Raw genomic sequence first — 26,331 nt, 5'->3', positions numbered from 1 at the left:
ACGATGATCCCGGAACTCGGTCATTTCGCGCTGATCGCGGCCCTGGTCGTGGCGATCCTGCAGGCGGCGGTGCCGGCGCTCGGCGTCGTCCGCCGCGATCGTCGCCTGATGGCGGTCGCCGGTTCGGCGGCGCAGACGCAGTTCGCGCTGATCTTCGCCGCCTACCTGTGCCTGAGCTATGCCTTCGTGACCCGCGACTGGTCGGTGGCCTACGTCGCCGCCAACAGCCATTCCGATCTGCCGCTGGTCTACCGCGCGACGGCGGTATGGGGCGCGCACGAAGGCTCGATGCTGCTGTGGATGCTGATGCTGAGCGGCTGGAGCGCGGCGGTGTCGGTGTTCAACCGCCGCCTGCCGCCGGACCTCGTCGCCACCGCGCTCGCCGTGCTCGGCGCGCTGTCGATCGGCTTCCTGCTGTTCATCCTGCTCACCTCGAATCCCTTCGACCTGAACTTCCCGGTGCCGGAGGATGGCCGCGACCTCAATCCGCTGCTGCAGGACCCGGGCTTCGTCATCCATCCGCCGATGCTGTACATGGGCTATGTCGGCTTCTCGGTGGCCTTCGCCTTCGCCATCGCCGCGCTGATCTCCGGCCGCCTCGACGCCGCCTGGGCGCGCTGGACGCGGCCGTGGACGACGACGGCCTGGCTGTTCCTCACCTGCGGCATCACGCTCGGCTCCTGGTGGGCCTACAACGAGCTCGGCTGGGGCGGCTGGTGGTTCTGGGATCCGGTCGAGAACGCTTCGTTCATGCCCTGGCTGGTCGGCACCGCGCTGATCCATTCGCTCGCCGTCACCGAGAAGCGCGACCAGATGAAAGCCTGGACCGTGCTGCTGGCGATTCTCGCATTCGCGCTGTCGCTGCTGGGCACCTTCCTGGTGCGCTCCGGCGTGCTGGTCTCCGTGCACGCCTTCGCCACCGATCCGGCGCGCGGCGTGTTCATCCTGACGTTCCTGGCGATCGTGCTCGGCATCGCCTTCACGCTCTATGCCTGGCGTGCGCCGAAGTTCGTGTCGCAGGCCGACTTCGCGCTGTTCTCGCGCGAGGGGCTCTTGCTGCTCAACAACGTGTTCCTCGTGGTCGCCGCGACCGCGGTGCTGCTCGGCACGCTCTATCCGCTGGTGATCGACGCGCTGAACGCCGGCAAGGTGTCGGTCGGTCCGCCGTACTTCAACGCCGTGTTCATTCCGCTGACGGCGCCGCTCGCCGTGCTGGTCGGGTTCGCCTCGGCGGTCGGCTGGAAGCGGGCGAAGGCGCGCGAAGTCTGGAAGCGCATGCGCGCGCCGGCGGCGATCGCCGTCGTTCTCGGTCTCGCGCTGCCCTGGCTGCTCGGCCACCCGACCAAGCTCGTGGCGATCGCCGGCGGCATGCTGGCGCTGTGGGTCATCGTCACCGCCTTGCAGGAGATCGTGCGCCGCGTGCGCGCCCGGCGCGATCGCCTGCAGGGCCTGACGCAGATCCCGCGCGCGGTCTGGGGCATGACCATCGCGCATCTCGGCCTCGGCGTCTGGGTGCTCGGCATCAGCTTCGTCAGCCTCTACAGCGTCGAGAAGGACGTGCGCCTCGGGCCGGGGCAGGCGGCGACGCTGTCCGGCTATGACTTCCTGTTCCAGGGCACCGAGCCGCGCCGCGGGCCGAACTACGATGCCGATCACGGCACGGTCGAAGTGCGCCGCGACGGGCGCACCGTCGCCACGCTGACGCCCGAGAAACGCCTCTATCACGCGACCGGGCAGCTGATGACGGAGTCCTCGGTCGACCACAACGCGCTGCGCGATCTCTACGTCGCGCTCGGCGAGCCGATCGACAAGAACAACGCCGCCGGCGACTGGGCGCTGCGCGTCTACTACAAGCCGATGATGCGTCTGGTCTGGTGGGGCGGTTTCATCATGGCCTTCGGCGGCCTCGTCGCCGCCTCCGACCGCCGCTACCGCCTGGCGAAGCTGCGAGAAGCCGCGACATCCGGCGCGGAGGCCGCCGCCTGATGCGTCTACGTTATGTGGTGCCGGCCCTGGTGCTCGTCGGCCTCGTCGTGCTGTTCGCCGCCGGCCTGAAGCGCGATCCGCGCGAGGTGCCGAGCCCGCTGATCGGCAAGCCGGCGCCGGCGTTCTCGCTGGCCGTGCTCGGCCATCCCGAACAGCCCTACACGATCGCCGACCTGAAGGGCCGCGCCGTGCTCGTCAATTTCTTCGCCAGCTGGTGCGCGGCCTGCCGCGTCGAGCATCCGTTCCTGATGCGGCTCGCGGGGCAGGGCGTCGAGATCATCGGCATCGACTACAAGGACAGCGACGCCGACGGCGCCGCATGGCTCGCGCGGCACGGCAATCCCTACCGCACCGTGGTCGCCGATCCGCAGGGCGCGATGGGCCTCGACTGGGGCGTCTACGGCGCGCCGGAAACCTATGTGCTCGACGCCGCCGGCACCATCGTCTACAAGCAGATCGGGCCGCTCGGCGAAGAAGTCTGGCGCGACAAGGTCGCGCCGCTGCTCGGAGCCGGGCCGTGAGGCGCGCGCTCGCCGTCCTGCTGCTGTCGCTGCCGGCGCTGGCCGCGGCGGCGCTGAGCGATGAACAGCAGGCACGCTACGACGCGCTGATCCGCGAACTGCGCTGCCTGGTCTGCCAGAACGAGACGATCGCCGATTCGACGGCGCCGCTCGCCGCCGACCTGCGCCAGCAGGTCGAGGCGCAGATCGCCGCCGGCCGCAGCGACGCCGAGATCAAGCGATACCTCACCGACCGCTACGGCGATTTCGTGCTGTACCGGCCGCCGTTCAAGGCCAAGACCTGGCTGCTGTGGGGCGGGCCTTTCGTCGTGCTGCTGTTCGCTCTGATCGTCGCCCTGCGCTTCGCGCGCGCGCGCAAGGTGGCGGCGCCGGCCGCCGTCGATCGCGAGGCGCTGCAACGACTGCTGGCCGAGGAATACCGACGCGAGCCGAAGCCGGACGTGGAATCCCGATGAACGTGACGAGCGTGCTGCTCATGGCGCTGCTGGCGCTGGCCGCCGGTGCCTGGCTGACGCGGCCCCTGTGGAGCAAGGCCACCGCCGCGACCGTGCGCCGCCGGCGCGCCAACGTCGTCGCCTACGAAACGCGCGTCGCCGAGATCGACGCCGATCTCGCCGCCGGCACGCTCGACGCCGAATCGGCGCAGCCCTTGCGCGACGAGGCCGCCGCGCGCCTGCTGCACGACGCCGGCGAGACCGCCGAGGCCGGCGAAGCGCCGCGCCGGCCGCTGGCGGCGCTGCTCGCCGTGCTCGTGCTGCTCGTCGGCGCCGGCCTCGCCTACGCGGTCGCCGGCAACTGGCAGACGCGTGCCCTCATCGACCTCGCGCAGCGCGATCCGCAGGCCGCCGAGCGACAGATGATCGACGGCATGATCGCCCGGCTCGAAACGCGCCTGAAGGCGCAGCCGGACGACGCCCAGGGCTGGGCGATGCTGGGGCGCTCCTACGTCGTCACCCAGCGTTACGCCGAGGCCGCCAAGGCCTACGCGCGCGCCAACGCACTGAGCGTCGAGCAGCCGCAGGCGGACTGGCTGGTCGCGGCCGGTGCGGCGCAAGGCCTGGCTTCGCCGGAGCGTGATCTGCGGCCGTCGCGGGCGCTGTTCGAGCAGGCGCTGCAACTCGACCCCGGCCACGCGGAAGCGCTCTGGTACGCCGGCCTGGCCGCGCTGCAGGCCGGCGATGCGGCGACCGCCTACCGCCACTGGCTCGCGCTGCGCGACCAGGAGCTGCCGGAGGACGTCTCCGCCGTGCTCGAACAGCAGTTGCCGCAGCTCGCGCAGAAGGCCGGACAGACGCTGCCGCCGAAAAAGGCCGGCCCGCCGGCGGCGGCCGGCCTGCGCCTGACCGTGAACGTGCGCCTCGCCGACGCCCTGCGCGCGCAGCTCAAGCCGGGCATGACGCTGCTGGTCTTCGCCAAGGCCGAGGACGGGCCGCCGATGCCGCTCGCCGTGCAGCGCATCGCTTCGCCGACGCTGCCGCTGACCGTCACGCTCGACGACAGCATGGCGATGCTGCCGGCGATGAAGCTGTCGAGCTTCGGGCGCTGGGTCGTCACGGCCCGTTTGACCAGCGGCGCTGGCGCCGAGGCGCTGTCCGGCGACCTCGAAGGCCGGCATCCTGCCAGCCGCGCCGAGGCCGGCACGCCGGTCGATCTGCTGATCGACCGGCAACTGCCGTAGGAACGTTCCTCGCTGTCAGCAGGAGTTCACGGCCGGCGCACCATCATTGATCGCCCATCATCGGTCACTCTTTCGACACCAGGGATTTCCCAGATGAACGCCACGCTTGCCAAGCTGCCTTCCGCCGAAGGCCTTTACCTCAAAGCCGCTTCGACGGTGCTGCGCCGCCCCCGGGGCAAGCCGCGCATCCCGCAGTACGGCGTGCAGGTGAAGGGCGTGCGGGCGTCGGCCAAGCAGCTCGCCGACTATCGCGCCGTGTGCGGCTTCGCCGACGGCCACACCCTGCCGATCACGTTTCCGCACGTCATGGCGGCGGCGCTGCATCTGCACCTGATGACGCAGCCGCAGTTTCCGCTGCCGCTGCTCGGCCTGGTGCACGTGCGCAACCGCATCGAGCAGGTGCGCGGGCTCGGCAGCGGCGAAAGCTACGACTTCGACGTGCGCCTCGGCGAGGCGCGCGAAGTGCGCCAGGGCCTCGAGTTCGACATCGTGTCGAGCGTCAGCGTCGACGGCACCGAAGTGTGGAACGAAGTCATGACCACGCTGTTCCGCATCCCCGGCCCGAAGGAGCCGGCGGCCAAGCCGGCACCGCTGCCGGCCAGCCTGTCCGAGTACATTGCGATCGACGCGCCGGGCGACATCGGCCGCCGTTACGCCAAGGTCGGCAAGGATTTCAATCCGATCCATCTGGCGCCGCTGCCGGCCCGGCTGTTCGGCTTCAAGCGCCACATCGCGCACGGCATGTGGTCGGCGGCGCACTGCGCGGCGCTGCTCGCCGACCGCCTCGAGGGCGAGCCGAAACTGCTCGACGTGCAGTTCCGCCAGCCCTTGTTCCTGCCCGGCCGCGCGGCGCTGAAGTTCGCGCACGGCGCCGCCGGGGAGGGCCGGGCGGCGCATTCTTCCCGCGGGTATATCGAATTTGCGATGCTTTCCCGCAATTCGGATAAGGTCCATTTGTCCGGCATGCTGCGCTAAAATAATCGACCTCAAGGAGTTCTCATGCGTATCCGCAAGGCGGTCTTTCCCGTTGCCGGTCTCGGCACCCGCTTCTTGCCCGCGACCAAGGCGAGCGCCAAGGAAATGCTGCCGGTCGTCGACAAGCCGCTGATCCAGTACGCCGTCCAGGAAGCGATCAGCGCCGGCGCCCAGGAACTCATCTTCATCACCGGCCGCTCGAAGAATTCCATCATGGATCACTTCGACAAGGCCTACGAGCTCGAGGCCGAGCTGGCCGCGCGCGGCAAGAACAAGCTGCTCGAAACCGTGCAGGACATCGTGCCGCCGGGCGTCACCTGCATCTACATCCGCCAGGCCGAGGCGCTGGGCCTCGGCCACGCCGTGCTGCAGGCCTGGCCGGCGGTCGGCGACGAGGACTTCTACGTGATCCTCGCCGACGATCTCATCGACGGCCGCCTGCAGCCCTGCCTGTCGCAGATGCACCGCGTGTATCAGCAGTACGGCACCAGCGTGCTCGCCACGCAGCGCGTGCCGCAGGAAGACGTGTCGAGCTACGGCATCGTCGACGTGCAGCCGATCGGCCCGGGCCTGTCGGAAATCAAGAAGATGGTCGAGAAGCCGAAGCCGGAGAACGCGCCGAGCAATCTCGCCGTCGTAGGCCGCTACATCCTGACGCCGCGCATCTTCAAGCTGCTCGAGCGCACGCAGCGCGGCGCCGGCGGCGAAATCCAGCTGACCGACGCCATCAGCCTGATGCTCAACGAGCAGACCGTGCTGTCCTATGAATTCGAGGGCATCCGCCACGACTGCGGCTCGAAGCTCGGCTACCTGCGCGCCAACGTCGAATTCGGACTCAAACATCCCGAGCTGGCGGAAGACTTCCGCCGCTACCTCACCGACCTGACCGCGGGTTGGCACGAGCAGGACAAGAAGCGGGCCAAGGCGTAAAGCTTCGCGAACGGACAACGAAGTTCTCAAACGATGCTGAAACAGCCGGGGTGACACGAACACACAGACGAGCACTACGCAATCATGGCGACCAGCAAGTATCAGAGCTTCATTGAGTCGTCTTCGATCAACGGCGCCAACGCGCCCTATGTCGAAGCGTTCTACGAACAGTTCCTCGACGACCCGGAATCGGTCGATCCGAGCTGGCGGGCGTACTTCCGCCTGATCCAGGACAAGACCGGGCCGCGCGAGACGCCGCACAGCGAAGTGGTCGCGCGCTTCGAGCGGCTCGCCCGCGAGCCGCGCCGCGTGGTCGCCGCCGAGGCCGGCTTCGATGCCAAGGCCGCCGAGAAGCAGGCCGGCGTGCTGCGCCTGATCAACTACTACCGCATGCGCGGCCACCAGGCCGCCAGGCTCGATCCGCTGGGCCTGTCGCCGGTCGAGCCGATCGAGGATCTCGATCCGGCGTTCCACGGTCTCGGCCCCGAGGACATGGAAACGGTGTTCAACACCGGGACGCTCGCCGCCGGCAACGATCGCCTGCCGCTCAAGGAGATCATCCGCATCCTCAAGGCCACGTACACGGACACCATCGGTACCGAGTACATGTACCTGACGGAAACCAGCGAAAAGCGCTGGATCCAGAGCCGCCTCGAAGCCGTCGCGTTCCAGCCCAAGCTGCCCGCCGCGCGCAAGCGCGAGGTGCTCAAGCATCTCGTCGCCGCCGAAGGCCTCGAGCGCTATCTGCACAACAAGTACGTCGGCCAGAAGCGCTTCTCGCTGGAAGGCGGCGACTCGCTGATGCCGGCGATGGACGAAATCCTGCGCGCCTGCGCGGCGCGCGACGTCGAGGAAATCGTCATCGGCATGGCGCACCGCGGCCGCCTCAACGTGCTGATCAACACGCTCGGCAAGTCGCCGAAGGACCTGTTCGCCGAGTTCGAGGGCAAGTACTCGGTCGAGGCGCTGTCGCGCGCCGGCGACGTCAAGTACCACATGGGCTTCTCGACCGACGTCGATGTCGACGGCAAGCGCCTGCACCTGGTGCTGGCCTTCAACCCTTCGCATCTCGAGATCGTCAACCCGGTCGTCGAGGGCTCGGTCAAGGCGCGCCAGACGCGACGCGGCGACGAGGCCGGCCAGAAGATCGTGCCGGTGCTGATCCACGGCGACGCGGCCTTCGCCGGCCAGGGCGTGGTCATGGAGACGCTGCAGCTGTCGCAGGCCAAGGGCTACGCGACCGGCGGCACCGTGCACCTGATCGTCAACAACCAGATCGGCTTCACCACGCCGGACCCGATCGAGGCGCAGCGCCGCAAGGAAGTGCGCACCTCGCGCTACTGCACCGATCTCGCCAAGATGCTCGAAGCGCCGGTGTTCCACGTCAACGGCGACGATCCGGAAGCGGTGACCTTCGTCACCGGCCTGGCGATGGACTTCCGCAACGAGTTCCACAAGGACGTCATCGTCGACATCTGCTGCTACCGCCGCCTCGGCCACAACGAGGCCGACGAGCCGAGCGTGACCAGCCCGGTGATGTACGAAGTCATCAAGAAGCATCCGACGACGCTGACCCTGTACGCGAAGAAGCTGGAAGAGGAAGGCACGATCGCCAAGGGCGAGGCCGACCAGCTGGTCAAGGCCTATCGCGATGGCCTCGACAAGGGCGAGAACATCGTGCGCACGACGCTCGGCCTGGTCGGCAACAAGCACACCGTCAACTGGTCGAAGTACAGCCAGGGCACCTGGGACACCGTCACCGACACGACGCTCAGCAAGAAGTCGATCCAGGCGCTGTCCGACCAGCTGCTGAAGCTGCCGGAAGGCTTCACGCTGCATCCGCGCGTCGCCAAGATCTGGGAAGACCGCGCCAAGATGGCGGCCGGCGAACTGCCGATGGACTGGGGCTTCGCCGAAACGATGGCCTACGCCGCGCTGGTCAAGGACGGTTTCCACGTGCGCCTGTCCGGCCAGGATACGCGCCGCGGCACGTTCTTCCACCGCCACGCGACGATTCACGACGTCAAGAACGGCCAGCGCTACACGCCGCTGCGCCACCTGGTGCCGGACAAGTACGGCTTCGTCGTCAACGACACGCTGCTGTCGGAAGAGGGCGTGCTCGGCTTCGAGTACGGCTACTCGACGACCGATCCGGATTCGCTGGTGATCTGGGAAGCGCAGTTCGGCGATTTCGCCAACGGCGCGCAGGTGCTGTTCGACCAGTTCATCTCGTCCGGCTACGCCAAGTGGGCGCGACTCTGCGGCCTCGCCGTGTTCCTGCCGCACGGCTACGAAGGCCAGGGTCCGGAGCACTCGTCGGGCCGCCTCGAACGCTTCCTGCAGCTGTGCGCCGAGAACAACCAGCAGGTCTGCGTGCCGTCGACGCCGGCGCAGATGTTCCACATGCTGCGTCGCCAGATGAAGCGCTCGCTGCGCCTGCCGCTGATCGTGATGACGCCGAAGTCGCTGCTGCGCCATCCGCTGTCGGTGTCGACGCTCGACGATCTGACCAAGGGCGGCTTCCAGCCGGTGATCCAGGAGATCGAGCAACTCGACGCCAGGAAGGTCACGCGCATCGTGTTCTGCTCGGGCAAGGTCTACTTCGATCTCGTGCAGGAACGCCAGAAGCAGAAGCTTGAGAACGTCGCCATCGTGCGCATCGAACAGCTTTATCCGTTCCCGCGCGAAGGCTACGAGCGGGCGCTCGCCGCCTATCCGAATGCGAAGGAAGTGGTCTGGTGCCAGGAAGAGCCGGAGAACCAGGGCGCCTGGTACCAGATCAAGCACCGCCTCGCCGCCTACCTGCAGCCGCAGCACCAGATGTTCTACTCGACGCGCAAGGGCGCTTCGACGACCGCGGTCGGCTATCTCAAGGTGCACCAGAAGGAACAGGCCGAAGTCGTGCAGGAAGCATTGACCGGCGGCAAGCGCATGTAACATTGCCCGCATGGGCATGACGGGGCCGGTGTGAACCGGCCCTGTTCTTTGAACAGACAGCAAAAGAGCGAAACAAGGAAATCCCCAAAGATGGCCATCGAAATCAAAGTTCCCAACCTGCCGGAGTCGGTCTCGTCGGCGACCATCGCGACCTGGCACTTCAAGGCTGGCGACGCCGTGTCCCGCGAGCAGAACATGCTCGATCTCGAAACGGACAAGGTCATGCTCGAAGTGCCGGCCACGGCCGATGGCGTGCTGAAGGAAATCCGCGTCGAGGCCGGCGCGACGGTGCAGGCGGGCGACGTGCTCGGCATCCTCGAGGAGGGCGCGGCCGCCGCGCCGGCCAAGAGCGAGCCGGCGAAGAACGAAGCCGCGGCGCCGAAGGCCGCGAGCGCGGAACCGGCGGCAATGTCGTCGGAAGACGGCCAGAGCCCGGCGGTGCGCAAGCTGCTGTCCGAACTCGGCCTGTCGGCGGGCCAGATCAGCGGTACCGGCAAGGGCGGCCGCCTGACGGTCGAGGACGTCAAGGCCTATGCGGCGAAGCCGAAGCCGGCCGCCGCGCCGGCCGCCAAGCCTGCCGCTGCCGCGGCGCCCGCCGCGCCCAAGGCGCTCGGCGCCCGCGAAGAGCAGCGCGTGCCGATGACGCGCATCCGCGCGCGCATCGCCGAGCGTCTGCTCGAGGCGAAGAACACCACGGCGATGCTGACGACCTTCAACGAGGTCGATCTCAAGGCGGTGATGGACATCCGCGCCAAGTACAAGAACGACTTCGAGAAGGCGCACGGCGTCAAGCTCGGCTTCATGAGCTTCTTCGTGCGCGCCGCGGTCGAGGCGCTGAAGAAGTATCCGGTGCTGAACGCCTCGGTCGACGGCGGCGACATCATCTATCACGGCTACTACGACATCGGCATCGCGGTGTCCTCGGAGCGCGGTCTCGTCGTGCCGATCCTGCGCGACGCAGATCAGCTGTCGCTGGCCGGCATCGAGAAGACGATCGGCGACTTCGGCGCCCGCGCCAAGGCCAACAAGCTGACGATGGAAGACCTGTCGGGCGGCACGTTCTCGATCACCAACGGCGGCATCTTCGGCTCGATGATGTCGACGCCGATCCTCAACCCCCCGCAGTCGGCCATCCTCGGCATGCACGGCATCACCGAGCGGCCGGTCGTCGTCGACGGCCAGATCGTCATCCGTCCGATGATGTATCTGGCGCTGTCCTACGATCACCGCATCATCGACGGCAAGGAAGCCGTGCTCGGCCTGCGCACGATCAAGGAATGCCTCGAGGATCCGGCCAAGCTGCTGCTGCAGCTCTGATCGACCGGCGATTTGCCGCGACGACACCGGGCCCGCGAAGCGGGCCCGATTCGTTTGCGCGGCCGTCCGGCATACTCGCGCCATGCGTCAGGCGCCGCTGCACGAACAACCGCTGCCGTTCATCACCTTGCCGAACTGGGTCAAGGCGGCGGCGCTGTGCGGCTTCAACATCCAGCCGGTGTTCGACCAACTCGGCGTCGAGACCGACCTGATCCATCTCGAGGACGCGACGATCCAGCGACCGCAGCTCGAACGGGTGATGGCGGCCTGCGTCGAACGCGCGCGCGGCCAGCATTTTCCCTTCGTGCTCGGCGAGACCTTCGCCTTCGACTATCTGCCGGACATCGGCACCTTCCTCGCGACCAGCCCGACGCTGCGCGATGCGACGCGCGTCTTCGAATGGGTGCGCGCGCTGATCAACCCGATGATCGACGTGCAGCTCGAGGAGGACGGCGAACTCGCGCGCCTCGTGCTGCGCGGCAGCGGCGAGGCGCAGGCCGGCGGCGCGGTCGCGGTCTACTTCATCGAATCGATCTTCGCGGCGATCGCCAAATTCGGGCGTCTGCTGAACGGCGACGTCGAACGCTTCAGCCAGCTGCGCTTCCGCTATCCGGCGCCGCCGCACGCCGCGAGCTACGACGGCTACTTCCGCATTCCGGTCGCGTTCGCGCAGCCCTGCAACGCCATCGAGCTGCCGCGCGCCCAGCTCGACGCGCCGCTCGACGGTGGCTTCCCCGCGCTGCACGATCAGGCCGAGGTGCGCGTCGAGCAGCGCCTCGCGCGGCTGCCGCGGCGCAGCGGGCTGATCGCCGCGGTCGAGGCGCAGTTCGAGCGCGAGCCGCATCTGCTCGGGCTCGGCATCGCGCAAATGGCGCGGCGGCTCGATCTGCACGAGCGCACGCTGCAGCGGCGCCTGCGCGAGGAGGGCGAGGCCTACGCCGCGCTGCAAACCCGGGTGCGCTACCGCCTCGCGCTGCGCGATCTCGACGATCCGCGCCTCGATCTCGAGACGATCAGCGAGCGCCTCGGCTTCTCCGACCGGCGCAGCTTCACGCGCGCCTTCATGCGCTGGGCCGGCGTCACGCCGAGCCAGTACCGGCGGCGCGCGAAATAACCGGCCGCGGCTGTCGCGAATTGTTCCTTATGCGTCGCGCCGCGTCATAGCCGCGGCGCCGGCCGCCGCCTAGATTGGGCGCCATCGACGGAAAGATGCGGAGAACGGACATGGCCGATGGCGGAAACGGTGGCAGCGCTCAGGCGATCGTGCCGCGCAAGGGCCCCGAGTTCGCGTGGGCCGACCTGCCGCGCTGGTGGTTCGGGAACGATCCGTTCCGCACGCGCTTCTTCGACGCGATGTCGCTGCTCTTCCCGGAAGGCGAGAAGTTCTTCATCGCCTGCGTGCGCGACTACCGCGAGCGCATCAGCGACCCGGCGCTCGCCGCGCAGGTCAAGGACTTCATCTACCAGGAAGGCCAGCACGGCATCGTGCACACGGCGTTCAACAATCACCTGAAGGCGCAGGGCGTCGCCGTCGACCACATCCTCGAGCGGCAGAAGGACATCATGTTCGGCTTCTTCCGCAAGCGCCTGCCGAAGGTCTTCACGCTCGGCCAGACCGCCGCCGCCGAGCACATGACGGCGCTGATGGCGCACGGCTTCTTCGCCAACGGCATGTTCGAGGACGCCGATCCGCGGGTGCGCGCGATGTACGCCTGGCACGCGGTCGAGGAGATCGAGCACAAGGCGGTCGCCTTCGACGTGTTCCAGAAGGTCGCGCGCGGCGGCTACTTCACGCGCGTGCTGAGCATGCTGCAGGTCTCGCTGACCTTCCCGCTGCACGTGTTCCTGATCATGCGCCACATGTTCAAGATCGACGGCGTGAAGAACCGCTTCGGCGTGTGGATGAAAGGGCTGTGGTGGCTGTACGGGCCCGGCGGCCTGTATCCGCGGCTGATGCGCCATTACCTCGCGTACTTCAAGCCCGGCTTCCATCCCTGGCAGCACGGCGATCTCGACACCTACACGCGCTGGCGCGAGGCCTACGAAGGCAGCGGCAACGACGCCGTGCACGCGGCCGACACGGTGATGGCGGCGACGCGCGCCGCCGCCTGACGCTCAAGCGTCGCGTCGCTGCGCGACGATCAGCCGCGCCGGGAACAGGTCGCGATCCTCGACCAGCGCGAAGCCCGCCTCGGCGAGCCAGCGCGGTACCTCGGTGCGGTGCCAGGCGTCCGCGAACGGTTCGTTGACGAAGCGCGCCAGCCACCAGAAGTAAAGCCCGCGCCAGCCGTACTGGCGCCACAGCGCGCGCGGCCGGCCGAAGAACTGTTCCGAAGCCGGTTCGAGGATCGCCAGGCGGCCGTCCGGCCGCAGCAGCCGCCGGCATTCGCGCAGCGCGTCGCGCGCGTAGCGCGGCGGCAGCTCGTGGAACAGGAAGCAGGCGGAGATGCCGTCGAAACCGCCGGCCGGCAAGCGCGTGTCCTCGGCCAGGCCCTGCACGAAGCGCGGTGCGGCGAACTGGCGGGCGGCGTGCTGCAGCAGGTACGGCGAGGCGTCGAGCCCGACGACTTCGGTGACGCCGGCCTCGACCAGCGCCTGCGAGGAATAGCCGGCGCCGCAGCCGAGATCGAGCACGCGCCGGCAGCCCTCGAAGCATGCGGCCAGCGCGCGGCGCGCGCGGCGCATCTCGCCGAGCATCACGCGATCGAAGCCGGTGCTGTAGCCCTGCGTGATCTTCTTCGAGTAGTTGCCGTTCGGCAGATTGTGGAATTCGAGCAGCAGATACTTCGGCAGCGCGACGCGCAGCGGCAGATCGCGCGGCAGCTCGACGCGGCCGACGCGGCGCAGCAGGAACTTGCGCAGCAGCTGCCAGAAATCACGCGGACGCCGCCAGCGCAGGCGATCGGGCCAGGCGTCGGGCAGGCTGACGTCGTGCCAGCATGTCTCGAGCTCGGCCAGCGCGCCGTGTTGATCCGCTGCGGAATTCATCGATCGATCGGGAAAATCGTATGGCGTGTTCGCCATTTCTGATCGGCGCGGCCGCCGGCAAGCCAGACCCCCTCCGCGCATGCCGAAAATTATAGCCGAATGCCGTGCGACGACTGGCACTCGGGGCTAGAATGCGCGCGATCACGAAGGAGCAACATGACAGACCAATACGACATCGTCGTGGTCGGCGGCGGCCCCGCCGGCTATCCGACGGCCATTCGCGCTGCCCAGCTCGGCTTCAAGACCGCCTGCATCGACGTCTGGCTCAACAAGGACAACACGCCGGCGTTCGGCGGCACCTGCCTCAATGCCGGCTGCATCCCGTCGAAGGCGCTGCTCGAATCCTCGGAACTCTGGCATCGCGTGCACCATGAAACGGCGGCGCACGGCATCGGCGTCGGCGACATCAAGCTCGACCTCGCCAAGATGCAGGCGCGCAAGACGGCGGTGTCGCGCAGCCTCACCGGCGGCATCAAGACGCTGTTCCAGGCCAACAAGGTCACCGGCCTCGAAGGCTTCGGCAAGCTGCTCGGCAACGGCCAGGTCGAATTCACGCCGCACAAGGGCGACAAGCAGATCCTCAGCGCCAAGCACATCGTCATCGCCACCGGCTCGTCGCCGGTGAACCTGAAGATCGCGCCGTTCGACGACCAGAACATCGTCGACTCATGGGGCGCCCTCGATTTCACCGAAGTGCCGAAAACGCTCGGCATCATCGGCGCCGGCGTGATCGGCGTGGAGCTCGGCTCGGTGTGGAGCCGCCTCGGCGCCAAGACCGTGATCCTCGAAGCGCTGCCGACCTTCCTGCCGATGGTCGATGCGGCGATCGCCAAGGAAGCGCTGCGCACCTTCACCAAGCAGGGTCTCGACATCCGTCTCGGCGCCAAAGTCATCAGCGCCAAGAACACCGGCAAGGCCGTCGACGTCGAGTACGAGGTGAACGGCGAGAAGAAGACGGAGACCTTCGACAAGCTGATCGTCGCCGTCGGCCGCCGTCCGAACACCGACGGCCTCAACGCCAGGGAAATCGGCGTGGCCTTCGACGAGCGCGGCTTCGTCAAGGTCGACGCCAACTACAAGACCAATGTGCCGGGCATCTACGCCGTCGGCGACGTGATCGGCGGTGCGATGCTCGCGCACAAGGCGATCGAGGAAGGCGTCGCGCTCGCCGAGCAGCTGCACGGCGAACACACGCAGGTCAACTACAACGCCGTGCCGAGCGTCATCTACACGATGCCGGAAGTGGCGTGGACCGGCCTCTCGGAAGAACAGGCCAAGGCCAAGGGCTACGAGGTCAAGGTCGGCACCGCGCCGTTCGCCGCGAACGGCCGCGCCAAGGCCATGGAGCAGGCCGGCGGCACGATCAAGATCATCGCCGACGCCAAGACCGACCGCGTGCTCGGCATCCACATGATCGGCCCGTACGTCTCGGAGCTGGTCGCCGAAGCGGTGCTCGGCCTCGAGTTCGCGGCGACGGTCGAGGATTACGCGCTGACCATGCACGGCCACCCCTCGCTCGCCGAGACCTTCCACGAGGCGATCCTGTCCGTCGACGGCCGCGCGATCCACGCGGTCAACAAGGTCAGGAAGTAAGCAGTAAGATGCCGTCCGGCGCCTCGCGCGAGCGGGGCGCCGTTCGCGTTTCTGCGATCCCTGCAAACACCATGAGGAGCACACCGGACATGAAGTCGCTGCTGATGCGGTTCCCCCAGCTTTGCGCACCGCTCGCCGCCATGGGCCTGGCGCTCGCCGCCGGCGCGGCGCAGGCCGAGACCGTCGATTTCTCGCTGTCGGGCGATTCGTTCCGCTTCGGCCTGAACGGGCCGCTGTCGCGCCTGATCGGCGGCGCCGAGGGCCAGTACGACGTCGGCTACCTGCAGCACCGCGATGATGGCGAGGACAGCTACGCCGTGCACGCCGGCTTTCTGGTGACCGGCGACGCCGGCCTGCGCGATCTGGATCTCAAGGTCGGCGCCGGCCTGCGCGGCGTCTACATCGGCGGCGACGGCGACAACGGCGGCGCGATCGCGCCGGGCGTGAAGTTCGACGCGCGCCTGCCGGGCTACGAGCGCCTCGCGCTGACCGGCTACGTCTGGTACGCGCCGAGCGTCGTCAGCTTCGGCGACATCGACAGCTACCGCGATCTCGGCATCGCCGTCAGCTACGAGCTGAACCGCAACGCGGCGATCTATCTCGGCGCGCGCAACGTCAAGTTCGGCGTCGACGGCGGTCCGGACGTGACGCTCGACACCGGCCTCTATGGCGGCATCGCGCTGACGTTCTAAGATCGCGTCCGGCGCAGAGGCAACAGGGAAAATCTATGGGTCGAGGTCCAAGCATCGCGGCGCGCAAGGGCGCCGAGGACGCCAGGCGCGGCAAGCTGTTCACCAAGTTCATCCGCGAGATCACCGTCGCCGCGCGGGCCGGCGGCGGCGATCCGAAGACGAACCCGCGCCTGCGCATCGCGCTCGACAAGGCCTTCGACGCCAACATGACGAAGGACACCGCCGAGCGCGCCATCAAGCGCGGCACCGGCGAGGGCGGCGCGGATCAGTTCGAGGAAGTGCGCTACGAGGGCTATGCGCCGGGCGGCGTGGCGGTCATCGTCGACTGCATGACCGATAACCCGACGCGCACGGTCGCCGAGGTGCGTCACGCCTTCAGCAAGAACGGCGGCAATCTCGGCACGTCCGGTGCGGTCGCCTACATGTTCAGCCGCGTCGGCCAGATCTTCTTCGAGACGAACGGCGACGCCGCGCTCGAGGAGCAGATTCTCGAAGCGGCGCTCGAGGCCGGCGCCGACGACGTGGTCAGCGAGGACGGCTGGACCGAAGTGCTGTCGTCGCCGGAGGGCTTCGAGGCGGTGAAGCAGGCGCTCGGAGGCAAGGGGCTCAAGCCCGTGCAGGCCGACATCACGATGCGCGCCGGCACGATGGTCGAGGTACCCGCCGAGTCGCGCGAAGCGGTGCAGAAGCTGATCGACATGCTCGAGGACCTCGACGACGTGCAGAAGGTCTACTCGAACGCGGATCTCGGATAAGAAGGCCGACGTGATCCGCATCATCGGCATCGACCCGGGATCGCGGCACACGGGCTACGGCATCATCGAGTCGGATCGCGGCCGCGCGCGCCTGATCGCCGCCGGCCGCATCAGCACGGCGCTCGGCACGATGCCGCAGCGTCTGCTGCAGATCCAGAGCGAACTGGCCGCGCTGCTCGCCGAATTCGGGCCGATGGAAGCGGCGGTCGAGGAAGTCTTCGTCAACAAGAACGTGCAGACCGCGCTGGTGCTCGGCCAGGCGCGCGGCGTCGCGCTGTGCACGCTGGCGCAGGTCGGACTCGCGGTCGCCGAATACGCGCCGGCGCAGGTCAAGCTGGCGCTGACCGGCAGCGGCCGCGCCGAGAAACTCCAGGTGCAACACATGGTGAAGGTGCTGCTGAATCTGCAGGGACGCATGGCGGTCGACGCCTCCGATGCGCTGGCGATCGCGCTGACGCACGCGCAGGTGCGCGGCGTGCGCGCGCAGGCCGGTATCGCCGTCGGCGCGCGCAGCAAGAGCTGGAGCCGCGCATGATCGGCCGCATCACCGGCCGCCTGGTGCTCAAGCAGCCGCCGCTGCTGCTCGTCGACGTGAACGGCGTCGGCTACGAGATCGAGGCGCCGATGTCGACCTTCTACAAGCTGCCGGCGCTCGGCGAGACGCTTACCCTGCAGACGCATCTGACGGTGCGCGAGGACGCGCATCTGCTGTTCGGCTTCGCGACCGCGACCGAGAAGGCGCTGTTCCGCGAGCTGATCAAGATCTCCGGCGTCGGTCCGAAGCTGGCGCTGACCGTGCTGTCCGGCGTCAGCGTCGAGGATTTCTGGAACACGGTGCGCGCCGGCGACGTCGCGCGCCTCACCAAGCTGCCCGGCGTCGGCCGCAAGACCGCCGAGCGCCTCGTCGTCGAGATGCGCGACAAGGCCGGCGCCGAAGGCGAGGGCGGCGCCGGCATCAAGCTCGCCGTCGATGCGTCCGCGCTCGGCGAGGCGAAGAGCGCGCTGGCCGCGCTCGGCTACAAGCCGGCCGAGATCCAGCGCTTCACCGAAGCCGTGTATAAGGACGGCATGACGACCGAGCAGATCATCCAGGAAGCGCTGAAGCGCGCGGTGAAATGAGCGTCGGCGCATGCAGGGGTTCACTGCCTCGTCCGCCGCACGGAGAGGACGTCCGTCTGCCTCGGGTGGGCGCATGACCGAGGAGCGCATCATCTCGGCAAAGGCGGGCGGCGACGAGGAGCGCGTCGAGCGCGCGATCCGTCCGCAGCGGCTCGCCGATTACGTCGGCCAGCCGGCGGTCCGCGAGCAGATGGGCATCGCTATCGAGGCGGCGCGCCGGCGCGGCGACGCGCTCGACCACGTGCTGATCTTCGGCCCGCCGGGCCTCGGCAAGACCACGCTCGCGCACATCCTCGCCGAGGAAATGGGCGTCAACCTGCGCCAGACTTCGGGGCCGGTGCTCGAACGGCCCGGCGATCTCGCCGCGCTGCTGACCAATCTCGAACCGCGCGACCTCCTGTTCGTCGACGAAATCCATCGCCTTTCGCCCATCGTCGAGGAAGTGCTGTATCCGGCGATGGAGGATTACCAGCTCGACATCGTCATCGGCGAAGGCCCGGCGGCGCGCTCGATCCGCCTCGACCTGCCGCCGTTCACGCTGGTCGGCGCGACGACGCGCGCCGGCAGCCTGACCAGTCCGTTGCGCGACCGCTTCGGCCTCGTGCAGCGCCTCGAGTTCTATTCGGTGCCGGATCTCACGCACATCGTCACGCGTTCGGCCGGCATCCTCGGCGCGCCGATCGAGGCCGAGGGCGCAGCCGAGATCGCGCGCCGCTCGCGCGGCACGCCGCGCATCGCCAACCGCCTCTTGCGCCGCGCGCGCGACTACGCCGAGGTGCGCGGCGACGGCCGCATCACCGCGGCGCTCGCCGGCGAGGCGATGCAGCTGCTGTCGGTGGACGGCCAAGGCTTCGATCTCATGGACCGCAAACTGCTGCTGGCCCTGATCGAGCGCTTCGACGGCGGCCCGGCCGGCGTCGACAATCTCGCCGCGGCGATCGGCGAGGCGCGCGACACGATCGAGGACGTCATCGAGCCCTACCTGATCCAGCAGGGTTATCTGATGCGTACGCCGCGCGGCCGCATCGCCGGCAAGCTCGCGTATCAGCACTATGGTCTGAAGATGCCCGACCGCCTCGGCACGCCGGACCTGTTCAGCGAGTGAGCCGCGCGTGACGGTCTTCGTCTTTCCGGCGCGGGTCTACTACGAGGACACCGACGTCAGCGGCGTCGTCTACCACGCCAACTACCTGCGCTTCTTCGAGCGCGCGCGCACCGAGTGGCTGCGCGCGCTCGGGCTCGGCCAGGATGCGCTGATGCGCGATCTCGGCATCGCCTTCACGGTCGCCAACATGGAAATCGACTTCCGCATGCCGGCGCGGCTCGACGATGCGCTCGAGATCCACACCGCGGTGCCGCTGATCCGCCGCGCCAGCATCGTCTTCGAGCAGACGCTGTACCGCGCCGGCGAGCGCCAGCTGCTGGCGCGCGCCAAGGTCCGCGTGGGCTGCGTCGGCAGCACGGATTTTCGTCCCGTGCCCTTGCCGGAAGCGCTCGAACGGGCCATCGACGACTGGCGCGAGGCACGGAATCCGGCGGCTTGAGTCATCGGATGACGTGATCCGCGCGTCGGGGAATGTTAAGGTTCAGCGGTTATTTTCCGTATCCGCTTCCCGGGCCATACGCTTTCCATGAATGCCAATCTCTCGCTGACCCATCTGATCCTGCAGGCCAGCGCGCTCGCGCAGGTCGTGCTGTTCCTGCTCGTCGTCGCATCGGTCGTGTCCTGGGCCGTCATTCTCAGCCGGCGCGCGCAGCAGTCGCGCACGTTCAAGGCGGCCGGCAGCTTCGAGGAGCAGTTCTGGAGCGGCGGTAATCTCGCCGATCTCTACGAGCGCCTGCGCCGCGGCGGCGAGCAGGCCGGCATGCCGGCGATCTTCGTCGCTGGCTACGAGGAATTCGTGCGCCAGCAGACCACCGGCAAGGCCGATCCGGACGACGTGCTCGCCGCCGTGCAGCGCCAGATGCGCGTCACGCAGACGCGCGAGGTCGAGAAGCTCGAAGGCGGCCTCGCGCTGCTGGCGACGATTGGTTCGACCAGCCCCTACGTCGGCCTGTTCGGCACCGTGTGGGGCATCATGAGCGCCTTCATCTCGATCGGTAACGTCAAGCAGGCCTCGCTGGCCACCGTCGCGCCCGGCATTGCCGAAGCGCTGATCGCCACCGCCATGGGCCTGTTCGCCGCCATCCCGGCGGTCATCGCCTACAACTTCCTGACGCGCGGCGTCGAGAAGCTCGACTCGCGCTTCCAGGTCTTCGCCGACGAGCTGACCGGCATCATCGAGCGCGGTCTGCGCGGCGGGAAGCACTGAGATGGGCGCGCCCGTGCAGAGCCGCGGCGGCGGCAAGAAGCGGCGCATGAACGCCGACATCAACGTCGTGCCGTACATCGACGTGATGCTCGTGCTGCTGATCATCTTCATGGTCACCGCGCCGCTGATGACGCAGGGCATCGACGTCGATCTGCCCGATGCCAACGCCGAGTCGATGACCGTGCCGGAGGATCCGCCGACGCTGCAGATCCTCGCCGACGGCAGCTACAAGCTCAACGGTGAAACGCTGAGCGAGGACGCGCTCGGCGCCAAGGCGCAGGAGCTGGCGCAGGCCAGGCCGGAGCAGATGATGCTCGTCAACGGCGACAAGAAGGTGCCGTACGAGTATGTCGCCAAAGGCATGGCGATCCTGCGCGGCGCCGGCGTCACCAAGATCGGCTTCGTCACCGAAGCCGCGGACGACACGGCGGGCAAGACCAACAAGCGCTGATGATCGTCGAGCGTCGCTATCTGATCGCAGCCCTCGCGCTGCATCTCGTTCTGTTCGCGCTGCTGTTCGCGGGCGCGATCTTTCATCGCAAGATCCAGGCGCCGCCGCCGATCGAGGCGGTGTTGATTTCGCAGGACCCGCGCGAGGCGCGCGCCGAGCAGATCCGCAAGCAGCAGGAGCAGGAGCGGCAGCGCCAGCTCGAGGAGCAGAAGCAGCAGGAACAGACCGAGCGCGAGCAGGCCGAGCAGCAGAAGCGCGAGCAGGAACAGCAGCAAGAGCAGCAGGAAAAAGCCAAGCAGGCCGAGGTCGAGCGCCAGAAAAAGGCGCAGCAGGACGAAGAGAAGAAGCGCGTCGAGGCCGAGCAGCGTGCGCAGAAGCAGGCCGAGCTGAAAGCCGAGGCGGAGCGCAAGCGGCAGGAGCAGCTGCAGAAGAAGGCCGAAGAGGAACAGAAGCGCCAGGAAGAACTGCGCAAGAAGCAGGAAGAGGCCGAGCAGAAGCGCCAGGAAGAGCAGCGCAAGAAGGACGCCGAAGCCGAGCTCAAGCGGCAGATGGAAGCCGAGCGCGCCGAGGCCGAACGCAAGAAGCGTGAGGCGGAAGCCGCCGAGGCCAAGCGTCGCAAGGAAGAACTGGAGGCGGCGATGGCCGCCGAGCTGCAGGGGCGCATCCAGCAGGCGCAAGCCGATTGGGGCCAGGTCATGGCTGCCCGCATCCGCAAGTTCTGGATCCGCCCGCCGGCCTCGCCGGACGACTTTTCCTGCCAGGTCGCCATGCAGCTGGCGCCGGATGGCTCGGTGCAGTCGGTGCGCGTGGTCACCAGCTGCGGCAACGCACCGCTCGACCGTTCGGTCGAGGCGGCGGTGCTGAAGGCGAGCCCGATGCCGCTGCCGCAGGAGCCGAAGGCTTTCGTGCCGAATGTCACCGTCAATTTCACGCCGCGCGCGCGGTGACGGCGCCGCCGTTCATCGTAGACTCATTTACAACGTCGGATCTTTGACCGCCATGAGCATCTTCAAGCGAATCGTCGCAGCCGCGGCCCTCGTCTGCGGCCTGTCATCGTTGCCGGCGCAGGCCCAGCTCGAAATCACCGTCACCGGCGGCGACGTCGGCGCGTTGCCGATCGCCATCGTGCCGTTCGCGCAGCCGGCCGGTCTGACGACCGACCTGGCGCAGGTCATCAACAACGACCTGCAGCGCAGCGGGCGGTTCCGCACGCTGGCCCGCGAGGAGATGCGCCAGCGGCCGAGCGAGATGGCGTCGTTCGACCCGGCGCCCTGGAAGCAGCAGGGCATCGACAACGTCGTGATCGGCAAGGCCTGGGACGACGGCAAGGGCGGCTTCGTGGTGCGCTTTTTCCTCGTCGACTCGCTGTCGGGCAAGCAGATCATCGCCTACGACTATCCGATCCGGAACGTCTCGCAGGCGCGCTATGCCGCGCACTGGATCGCCGACAAGATCTATGAGCAGCTGCTCGGCATTCCCGGTTACTTCAATACCAAGATCGCCTACGTGGTCGCCAAGGGGCTCGGCTTCCAGCGCACCTACCAGCTGGTGATCGCCGACTCGGACGGCGAGAACCCGCAGTACCCGATCAACTCGCGCGAGACGATCATGTCGCCGTCGTGGTCGCCGGATCGCAAGAAGATCGCGCTGGTCGGCTACGAGCGCGGCCGTTCGGCGATCTACATCTACTCGACCGAGACCGGCCAGGTGCAGAAGCTGGTCAGCGAGAAGGGCATCAACGGTTCGCCGGCCTGGTCGCCGGATGGCACCAAGATGGCGTTCGTGCTGTCGTTCGAAACCAATCCTGACATCTACGTGATGGATCTGGCGACCAAGCAGCGCAAGCGTCTGACCGACCACTACGGCATCGACACCGAACCGGCCTGGTCGCCGGACGGCAGCAAGATCGTCTTCACCTCGGACCGCGGCGGCAAGCCGCAGATCTACGAGATGAGCGCCAACGGCGGCGAGCCGCGCCGCCTCACGTTCCAGGGTTCGCAGAACCTGCGTCCGAGCTATTCGCCGGACGGCAAATCGATCGTCTTCGTCAACACCGATGGCGGACAGCGCGTGGCTGTCCAGGACCTGACAACGGGCGTCATGCGCGTGCTCAGCAGCGGTCCTCTCGATGAAGGTCCGTCGTTTGCGCCCGGTGGCGCCGTGATAATCTATTCGTCGCAAGGGCCCAAGGGCCGGCAACTCGAAACCGTGTCGATCGACGGGCGTGTGCGTCTGACGATGCGGCAAGCCGGTGGCGATGTGCAGGAACCCGCGTGGTCACCCTTGATGAAATAAGCCCCAACCCTCATACCCGACCCGTCGTTCTCCGTAGTAGGAGTTCCAAGATGATCAAGAATAAAGTTCTGCTGTCCGCCCTCTTCGCCTCCATGCTTGCCCTCGGTGCCTGCGCCTCCAAGGGCGACAAGACCGCCAGCACGCCGACGCCGTCGACCGGCTCGGCCTACAACGACACGGCCGGCGCCGGCACGCAGCTGGGCGGCGAAGACGCCCGTACCGCCGCCGAGCGCGCGCTGAGCAACAACCTGGTCTACTTCGACTACGACTCCAGCGCCATCAAGCCGGAATACCAGTCGGTCGTCGATTCCTACGCCAAGTACCTGTCGGCCAACCCGGTCGCCAAGGTCCGCATCGAAGGCCACACCGACGAGCGCGGCACCCGCGAGTACAACATCGGCCTCGGCGAGCGCCGCGCCAATGCGGTCAAGGATGCGCTGACCGCCCGGGGCGTGACGCCGGCGCAGATCTCGGTGATCAGCTACGGTGAAGAGCGCCCGGTCGCCGAAGGCCATGATGAATCGGCCTGGTCGCAGAACCGCCGCGCGCAGATCATCCGTCAGTAAGGCGATCTGATCCGCCGCCCTCCGGAGCCGTCCATGCGCTACGCCCGCTTCGTTGTCGTCGCCTACGCAGCCATGCTCGCGGCCTGCGCGTCGGATTACGGCGGCAGCGTTTCGGGCAATGGCAAGGATGTGCTGTCTCCGGAGGAGCGGCGTCTGCAGACCGTCGAGAGCCGCCTCGCGGTCGTGCAGCGCCGGCTCGACGCCGCCAATCTCGGCGGCATGGACGAGCAGAACCAGCATCTTCGCGACGACCTGCGCACCCTGCGCGGCGATGTCGAGAAGCTGCGCTACGATTTCGACCAGTCGCAGCAGCGCAGCCGCGATCTCGAAGCGCGCCTGCAGCGCCTCGAGGCCGGCGGTGCTGCGGCGACGCCGCCGGCGCCGCAAGCCGGTGGCGCCGCGTACCCGCCGCCGAGCAGCGCGCCAGTGACGGCGGCGCCCGCGGCGCAGGCGCAGGCCGACAGCAACAGCATTCCGGTGGTCACGCCGGCGCAGACGCCGTTGGCCGCCGGCGGTACGACGCTGTCGCAGGGCAACGGTCCTTCGCCGGAGGAGGAAGCCGCTTACCTCGGCGCCTTCGATGCGCTGAAGAACGGCAAGTACGACGACGCGATCAAGGGCTTTCGCGCGCAGCTGGAGCGCTGGCCGTCCGGTCGCTATGCCGACAACGCCTTGTACTGGAGCGGCGAAGCCTATTACGTGAAGCGCGACTACAAGTCGGCACTGGCGGCCTTCCAGGCCGTCAACCAGCGTTTCCCGCAGAGCGCCAAGGGTCCGGATGCACTGCTCAAGTCCGGCCTCGTGCAGATGGACATGGGCGACCAGTCCAGCGGCCGCGCCACGCTGCAGAAGGTCATCAAGACCTATCCCAATTCGAACGCCGCGCGCCTCGCGCAGCAGCGCCTCGAGCCAGGCAAGAAGTAGAATGCCGGCCTGAGCGCCGTTGCCGGCGCGATGCCGGAAACTGCGTTGGACGTCGAAGCTGCCCCGGTCGCGCAAGCCGCGCGGCTGAAAATCACCGAAATCTTTCTCTCGCTGCAGGGCGAATCGTCCTCGGTCGGCTGGCCGACCGTGTTCGTGCGCCTGACCGGCTGTCCGCTGCGCTGCCAGTATTGCGATACGACGTATTCGTTCTACGGCGGGCAATGGCTGACGCTCGACGACATCCTCGCCGAAGTGACGCGGCTCGGCGCCCGCCACGTCTGCGTCACCGGCGGCGAGCCGCTGGCGCAGAAGAACTGCCTGCCGCTGCTGGCGCGGCTCTGCGATGCCGGCCATCGCGTGTCGCTGGAGACCAGCGGCGCGCTCGACATCGGCGCGGTCGATGCGCGCGTCGTGCGCGTGGTCGACATCAAGACGCCTGGCTCCGGAGAAGTGGCGCGCAATCGCTGGGAGAACATCGAGCTGCTGCAGCCGCACGACGAGATCAAGTTCGTGCTCTGCAGCCGCGAGGACTACGACTGGGCGCGCGAGCGCGTCGCCGAGCATCGCCTCGCCGAGCGCTGCGCCGTGCTGTTTTCGCCGAGCCAGGACCAGCTCGACGCCAGAGCGCTCGCCGACTGGCTCATCGCCGACCGCCTGCCGGTGCGTTTCCAGATGCAGCTGCACAAGGTCTTGTGGGGTAACGTGGCCGGCAAGTAGCGCGGCGCGTCGGGGAAGCAAACATGAGCAAGAAAGCCGTCATCCTTCTGTCCGGCGGTCTCGATTCGGCGACCGTGCTGGCGATGGCCCGCGCCCAGGGCTGCGCGTGCTACGCGCTAGCCGTTTCCTATGGCCAGCGCCACGTCGCCGAACTCAAGGCCGCGCAGCGCGTCGCCGCCGCGCTCGGCGCCGAGCGCCTGCAGACCATGCACGTCAATCTCGACGCGGTCGGCGGCTCGGCGCTGACCGACCGCAGCATCGCCGTTCCCGAGTCGCTGGGCGAGGGTATTCCGGTGACCTACGTGCCGGCGCGCAACACGCTGTTCCTGTCGCTGGCCCTCGGCTGGGCCGAGGTGCTCGGCGCGCAGGACCTGTTCATCGGCGTCAATGCGGTCGACTACTCCGGCTATCCGGACTGCCGCCCCGAGTTCATCCGTGCCTTCGAGGCGCTGGCCAACGTGGCGACCAAGGCCGGCGTCGAGGGCCGCGCCTTCCGCGTGCACGCGCCGCTGCTGACGATGAGCAAGGCCGACATCATCCGCGAGGGCACCCGTCTCGGCGTCGACTACGCGCTGACCGTGTCCTGCTACCAGGCCGACGAGGCCGGCACCGCCTGCGGCGTCTGCGATTCCTGCCGGCTGCGCGCCGCCGGTTTCGCCGAGGCGGGCGTCGCCGACCCGACGCCGTATCGTCGCTGACATCAGAACGCCGGAGTAAAGCAATGGCAAAGCCGATCCGCATCGATTTCGTGTCCGACGTGGTCTGCCCCTGGTGCGCGGTCGGGCTGGCCTCGTTGAACGCGGCGCTGGCCAGGCTCGGCGACGAGGTCGCCGTCGAGATTCACTACCAGCCGTTCGAGCTGAACCCGGATCTGCCCGAGGCGGGCGAGACCATCGCCGAGCATCTGGGCCGCAAGTACGGCATGACGCCGGAACAGCTGAAACAGAACGGGCAGGCGCTGGTGCAGCGCGCGGCGAGCGTCGGCTTCACGATCGACCTCGACAAGCGCGACCGCATCTACAACACCTTCGACGCGCACCGCCTGCTGCATTGGGCCGGCACCCTGGGCGAGAAGCCGCAAGCCGCGTTGAAGCTCGCGCTGTTGCGCGCGTATCACAGCGAGGGCCGCGACGTGTCCGACCGCGACGTGCTGAAGAACGTCGCCGCCGAAGCCGGGCTCGACGCGGCGGCGGCGGCGCAGGTCCTCGTCAGCGGCCAATACGCGAGCGAAGTGCGCGCGGACGAGCGCTTCTTTCTCGAACAGGGCATCCGCTCGGTGCCGGCGGTGATCCTCGACCGGCAATACCTCATCTCCGGCGGACAGCCGCCGGACGTATTCGAGGACGCGCTGCGACAACTGGCGGCGCAGGATTAAGAGGGATCGGCCGGCGGCCTTCCGCGGGGCTCAGGGCCCTGCGCCGCGCGCGGCATGGGCGCCGGCGCGTGGCACGGCGCGGCGCCGTCCGGGGCCGATTCCGCAAGCAAAATGCTGTATGATTCGCGGCCCGCAGGAACGGCGGATCAACAGCTTACACGCCGCCCCGGCGACGCTTTCGTCGCAGCCGGAGAGCGCAG

At 68.1% G+C, this 26,331-nt stretch carries 27 protein-coding genes; 26 read left to right on the top strand and 1 reads right to left on the bottom strand.

What is annotated here, in order from left to right:
- Positions 1-3 precede the first annotated feature (3 nt).
- The 10 genes from K344_RS0116010 to K344_RS0115965 all read left to right on the top strand — a co-directional run bounded on the left by K344_RS0116010 (position 4) and on the right by K344_RS0115965 (position 12,456).
- The gene (locus K344_RS0116010) at positions 4-1,986 is read left to right on the top strand and encodes a heme lyase CcmF/NrfE family subunit (protein ID WP_028081517.1); all 1,983 of its coding nucleotides are present in this window, start codon (positions 4-6) and stop codon (positions 1,984-1,986) included.
- Positions 1,986-2,507, top strand: coding sequence for a DsbE family thiol:disulfide interchange protein (locus tag K344_RS0116005; RefSeq protein ID WP_051362306.1), 522 nt, complete (start codon positions 1,986-1,988; stop codon positions 2,505-2,507). The genes K344_RS0116010 and K344_RS0116005 overlap by 1 nt, the downstream gene beginning before the upstream one ends.
- Positions 2,504-2,962, top strand: a complete 459-nt coding sequence (locus tag K344_RS0116000; RefSeq protein ID WP_028081515.1) for a cytochrome c-type biogenesis protein — start codon at positions 2,504-2,506, stop codon at positions 2,960-2,962. The genes K344_RS0116005 and K344_RS0116000 overlap by 4 nt, the downstream gene beginning before the upstream one ends.
- Positions 2,959-4,185: a c-type cytochrome biogenesis protein CcmI gene (gene ccmI / locus K344_RS0115995; RefSeq protein ID WP_028081514.1), complete on the top strand. Its 1,227-nt coding sequence runs from the start codon at positions 2,959-2,961 to the stop codon at positions 4,183-4,185. Before K344_RS0116000 ends, ccmI begins: the two co-directional genes overlap by 4 nt.
- A gap of 93 nt (positions 4,186-4,278) precedes the next feature.
- The gene (locus tag K344_RS0115990; RefSeq protein ID WP_028081513.1) at positions 4,279-5,160 is read left to right on the top strand and encodes a MaoC/PaaZ C-terminal domain-containing protein; all 882 of its coding nucleotides are present in this window, start codon (positions 4,279-4,281) and stop codon (positions 5,158-5,160) included.
- 24 nt (positions 5,161-5,184) lie between these two features.
- Positions 5,185-6,090 carry a UTP--glucose-1-phosphate uridylyltransferase GalU gene (galU, locus tag K344_RS0115985; protein WP_028081512.1) on the top strand — a complete coding sequence of 302 codons (906 nt, stop codon included), beginning with the start codon at positions 5,185-5,187 and terminating at the stop codon, positions 6,088-6,090.
- Positions 6,091-6,174: 84 nt separating this feature from the next.
- Positions 6,175-9,027: a 2-oxoglutarate dehydrogenase E1 component gene (locus K344_RS0115980; RefSeq protein ID WP_028081511.1), complete on the top strand. Its 2,853-nt coding sequence runs from the start codon at positions 6,175-6,177 to the stop codon at positions 9,025-9,027.
- Between the two features lie 90 nt (positions 9,028-9,117).
- Positions 9,118-10,344: a 2-oxoglutarate dehydrogenase complex dihydrolipoyllysine-residue succinyltransferase gene (gene odhB, locus K344_RS0115975; protein ID WP_028081510.1), complete on the top strand. Its 1,227-nt coding sequence runs from the start codon at positions 9,118-9,120 to the stop codon at positions 10,342-10,344.
- A gap of 82 nt (positions 10,345-10,426) precedes the next feature.
- Complete coding sequence (locus K344_RS23175; RefSeq protein WP_051362305.1) at positions 10,427-11,458, top strand: AraC family transcriptional regulator; 1,032 nt, start codon at positions 10,427-10,429, stop codon at positions 11,456-11,458.
- Between the two features lie 110 nt (positions 11,459-11,568).
- A complete protein-coding gene (locus tag K344_RS0115965) occupies positions 11,569-12,456 on the top strand; it encodes a metal-dependent hydrolase (protein WP_051362304.1) in 888 nt (295 codons plus the stop codon).
- Between the two features lie 3 nt (positions 12,457-12,459).
- Here the strand turns inward: K344_RS0115965 and K344_RS22105 are convergent, their stop codons facing one another.
- Positions 12,460-13,332: a class I SAM-dependent methyltransferase gene (locus tag K344_RS22105; protein WP_169729309.1), complete on the bottom strand. Its 873-nt coding sequence runs from the start codon at positions 13,330-13,332 to the stop codon at positions 12,460-12,462.
- 156 nt (positions 13,333-13,488) lie between these two features.
- On the opposite strand from K344_RS22105, the gene lpdA reads away from it, so the two are divergent.
- The 16 genes from lpdA (at position 13,489) to K344_RS0115880 (ending at position 26,131) form a co-directional block, all read left to right on the top strand.
- On the top strand, positions 13,489-14,925 hold the full coding sequence (lpdA, locus tag K344_RS0115955) for a dihydrolipoyl dehydrogenase (RefSeq protein ID WP_028081508.1): 1,437 nt from the start codon (positions 13,489-13,491) through the stop codon (positions 14,923-14,925).
- Between the two features lie 89 nt (positions 14,926-15,014).
- Positions 15,015-15,617, top strand: a complete 603-nt coding sequence (locus K344_RS23170; RefSeq protein ID WP_169729308.1) for a YfaZ family outer membrane protein — start codon at positions 15,015-15,017, stop codon at positions 15,615-15,617.
- Between the two features lie 35 nt (positions 15,618-15,652).
- A complete protein-coding gene (locus tag K344_RS0115945) occupies positions 15,653-16,372 on the top strand; it encodes a YebC/PmpR family DNA-binding transcriptional regulator (RefSeq protein WP_028081507.1) in 720 nt (239 codons plus the stop codon).
- Positions 16,373-16,382: 10 nt separating this feature from the next.
- Entirely contained in the window at positions 16,383-16,907 is a 525-nt protein-coding gene (gene ruvC, locus K344_RS0115940; RefSeq protein ID WP_028081506.1) for a crossover junction endodeoxyribonuclease RuvC, read from the top strand.
- Positions 16,904-17,491: a Holliday junction branch migration protein RuvA gene (ruvA, locus tag K344_RS0115935; protein WP_028081505.1), complete on the top strand. Its 588-nt coding sequence runs from the start codon at positions 16,904-16,906 to the stop codon at positions 17,489-17,491. The genes ruvC and ruvA overlap by 4 nt, the downstream gene beginning before the upstream one ends.
- A 73-nt stretch (positions 17,492-17,564) precedes the next feature.
- A complete protein-coding gene (ruvB, locus tag K344_RS0115930; RefSeq protein WP_028081504.1) occupies positions 17,565-18,596 on the top strand; it encodes a Holliday junction branch migration DNA helicase RuvB in 1,032 nt (343 codons plus the stop codon).
- A gap of 7 nt (positions 18,597-18,603) precedes the next feature.
- Positions 18,604-19,035, top strand: coding sequence for a tol-pal system-associated acyl-CoA thioesterase (ybgC, locus tag K344_RS0115925; protein WP_028081503.1), 432 nt, complete (start codon positions 18,604-18,606; stop codon positions 19,033-19,035).
- A gap of 87 nt (positions 19,036-19,122) precedes the next feature.
- A complete protein-coding gene (gene tolQ, locus K344_RS0115920; protein WP_028081502.1) occupies positions 19,123-19,803 on the top strand; it encodes a protein TolQ in 681 nt (226 codons plus the stop codon).
- A gap of 46 nt (positions 19,804-19,849) precedes the next feature.
- Complete coding sequence (locus tag K344_RS0115915) at positions 19,850-20,254, top strand: ExbD/TolR family protein (protein ID WP_245586245.1); 405 nt, start codon at positions 19,850-19,852, stop codon at positions 20,252-20,254.
- Positions 20,254-21,201, top strand: a complete 948-nt coding sequence (tolA, locus tag K344_RS22095) for a cell envelope integrity protein TolA (RefSeq protein ID WP_028081500.1) — start codon at positions 20,254-20,256, stop codon at positions 21,199-21,201. The genes K344_RS0115915 and tolA overlap by 1 nt, the downstream gene beginning before the upstream one ends.
- A gap of 52 nt (positions 21,202-21,253) precedes the next feature.
- Positions 21,254-22,549, top strand: a complete 1,296-nt coding sequence (gene tolB / locus K344_RS0115905) for a Tol-Pal system beta propeller repeat protein TolB (RefSeq protein WP_028081499.1) — start codon at positions 21,254-21,256, stop codon at positions 22,547-22,549.
- 50 nt (positions 22,550-22,599) lie between these two features.
- Entirely contained in the window at positions 22,600-23,115 is a 516-nt protein-coding gene (pal, locus tag K344_RS0115900; RefSeq protein WP_028081498.1) for a peptidoglycan-associated lipoprotein Pal, read from the top strand.
- Positions 23,116-23,148: 33 nt separating this feature from the next.
- Positions 23,149-24,039, top strand: coding sequence for a tol-pal system protein YbgF (gene ybgF, locus K344_RS22090; protein WP_051362301.1), 891 nt, complete (start codon positions 23,149-23,151; stop codon positions 24,037-24,039).
- A 30-nt stretch (positions 24,040-24,069) separates the two neighbouring features.
- A complete protein-coding gene (gene queE / locus K344_RS0115890) occupies positions 24,070-24,756 on the top strand; it encodes a 7-carboxy-7-deazaguanine synthase QueE (RefSeq protein WP_043114715.1) in 687 nt (228 codons plus the stop codon).
- 23 nt (positions 24,757-24,779) lie between these two features.
- Entirely contained in the window at positions 24,780-25,454 is a 675-nt protein-coding gene (queC, locus tag K344_RS0115885; protein ID WP_028081496.1) for a 7-cyano-7-deazaguanine synthase QueC, read from the top strand.
- A gap of 23 nt (positions 25,455-25,477) precedes the next feature.
- The gene (locus K344_RS0115880) at positions 25,478-26,131 is read left to right on the top strand and encodes a DsbA family oxidoreductase (protein ID WP_028081495.1); all 654 of its coding nucleotides are present in this window, start codon (positions 25,478-25,480) and stop codon (positions 26,129-26,131) included.
- Positions 26,132-26,331: the final 200 nt, after the last annotated feature.

Source organism: Solimonas soli DSM 21787 (assembly GCF_000474945.1).
In the GTDB taxonomy this organism is placed as follows: Bacteria; Pseudomonadota; Gammaproteobacteria; order Nevskiales; family Nevskiaceae; genus Solimonas; species Solimonas soli.
This window is presented reverse-complemented; position numbering and strand designations above follow the sequence as displayed.